The organism is Pseudorhodobacter sp. (assembly GCF_030452865.1).
Lineage (GTDB): Bacteria > Pseudomonadota > Alphaproteobacteria > Rhodobacterales > Rhodobacteraceae > Pseudorhodobacter.
In genome coordinates, this window is sequence record NZ_JAKDLJ010000467.1 from 1 (window position 1) to 2,524 (window position 2,524).

General features: G+C 62.9%; 1 protein-coding gene. It reads left to right on the plus strand.

Translation table 11 applies throughout. From position 1 onward, the window contains the following. The coding region (locus L0H65_RS18150) for a DUF3971 domain-containing protein (protein ID WP_301460615.1) at positions 1–2,524 on the plus strand (2,524 nt) is incomplete at both ends.

The following is a 2,524-nucleotide window of genomic DNA, read 5'->3' on the forward strand; positions in this document are numbered from 1 at the left end:
CAGAAGCCGCCACGGACCCGGCAACAGCAGACGCGGTTCACCCGCTGCCGCATGCAAAACCGCATCGCGTCCCGCGCCGCAAACGCAAGCATCGGCGCGGGCGGATCTGGCTGATCCCGAGCCTGATCTTTCTGGCGCTTGGCCTGACCTTTGCAGCACTTGCCCTGACCGGAAAGCAGCTGAGGCTGCCGGTCTGGGCGGTTGCCGAAGCCGAGGCGCGGCTGAACACCGCAATCAATGCGGCGGCGGGGCCGGAGGCGCGGGGTTTTGCGGTGTCGCTGGGCGGTGGTGTCGTGGTGGTCGATGACGACTGGGTGCCGCGCCTGCGGCTGGAAGATGTGCGCCTGCTGCAACCCGATGGCGACACCCTGCTGTCGCTGCCGGAAACCCGTGTTGCGTTCGACCCGTCCGCTTTGATGCAGGGGCAGTTGCGGTTGCGCTCGGTCCGGGTGATCGGCGCAAGCATGGGCTTGCGGCGGATGCCGGATGGCCGCTGGGATATGCCGCTGGTGCTGCCCGTCGCGACCCGACCCACAATCGGGCTTTCGGGATTGATTGCCTCGCTTGTCGCGTTGTTCGAGCAACCCGCATTTTCGCATCTGAAACTGATCGAGGCGCAGGGCCTTTCACTGCGCATCGACGACCGGATGCTGAACCGCAAGTGGTTGCTCGGCGATGGCCGCTTGCAACTCGGCAATCGTGACCGCGAACTCGGGGTCGAACTCAGCGTGTCGGTCATGGGCGATGCCGGGGCTGCGGCGCGCGCGGCGGTGACCCTGATTGCCGCCAAAGCCGATGCCAGCGCGCGGATGAATTTCTCCTTTGAACATGTCGCCGCGGCAGATCTGGCGGTACAGGCCGCGCCTTTGGCATGGCTTGGCGTGCTGAATGCGCCAATTTCCGGACAGATCGCTTCCTCGCTCGACGCGTCGGGTACGATTTCGGCGCTTGACGCGACGCTCACACTGGGCGCTGGCGTCTTGCAGCCGACGCCGCAGACGAAACCGGTGGCCTTTGACAACGCCTCATTGTTTTTCAGCTATGACCCGAAGTTGGAGAAACTCTCCTTGCGCGAATGGGCCGTGCGCAGCAAGAATTTGGCCTTGTCTGCTTCTGGCCAGGCCTATCTGCCGGGGGTGAGCAGGGGTTTGCCGCAAGAGGTGCTGGCGCAAATCCAGATAAACTCCCTGACACTTGACCAAGAAGGCGTCCTTGATGCGCCGGTCACGTTCCAGCAAGGCGCGGTGGATCTGCGGGTTCGGCTGAACCCGTTCGGCATTGATATCGGGCAGGTGTCCTTGACCCAGGACGGGGTGCATCTGCTTGCCTCCGGTCAGGTAGAGGCGGAAGCGAAAGGCTGGGACGTGGCGCTGAATGCCAGTGTTGACCACATCGCACATGACCGCCTGCTGTCCCTTTGGCCCGAAAGCGTGGTGCCGAAAACACGGGCTTGGGTGGCAGAGAACGTGCAGGAAGGCCAGTTGTCGAACATCCGCGCGGGCTTTCGATTTGCCCCGGACGCGCAGCCCAAATTCATGCTCGGCTATGATTACGCGGGCGCCGATGTGCGCTTTCTCAAGACATTGCCGCCAATCCGGAACGGCTCCGGCTATGCGGTGATCGAGGGGAAAACCTATACCACTGTGCTTGAAAAGGGGGAGGTGATTGCCGATGGCGGCGGCGCGATTGATGTTTCCGGCACGGTTTTCGCGGTGCAGGATGTGACGCAAAAGCCTGCGCAGGCCCGGATCGACATCAAGGCAACAGGCGCCTTGACCCCGGTGTTGACGCTGTTGGATCAACCGCCGTTCGCATTTCTGACCAAGGCAAAGCTGCCGATTAGGCTGGGTGAAGGTCGGGTCAAGGCTTCCGCCGTTGTTCATTTGCCGTTGCACAAGGATGTCAAACTGCCCGAAGTCAGCTATGACGTGACCGGTCAGATCAGCGATTTCCGCTCTGACGTGCTGGTGCGGGGGCGCAGGTTGGAAGCTACTTCGTTGGCGGTGAAGGTCACGCCGGAAGGGATGGAGATTTCCGGCAAGGGCCGTTTGCAAGGTGTCGACTTTGATGGGCGTTTCGCCAAATCCTTCGGCCCGGAGTCCAAAGGCATCTCGCAAGTCACCGGCAGCGCGGACTTGAGCCGCGAGGCGGCTTTGAAACTCGGTGTCAGCTTGCCGGATGGGCTGATTTCAGGCCAGGGTCGCGCTGATCTGGTGCTGGATATGGTCGCGGGTCAAAAGCCGCGTCTGAAGCTGACCTCATCGCTTGCCGGAATCGGCATGGCGATCCCGGCGCTGGGGTGGTCGAAACCTGCCGGGAGCAAGGGTCAGCTTGATCTGACGCTGACGCTGGGCAAGCCCGCTTCGGTTGACCGGATCACGCTGGAGGCGGCGGGATTGCGGGCCGAAGGCAAGATCAGTCTTGATGCAGATGGTGGGTTGGCGCGCGCGCAGCTTTCCTCGGTCCGGCTGGGGGGCTGGCTGAACGTCACCGCCGAATTGCAGGGCCGGGGCAAGGGGAATGC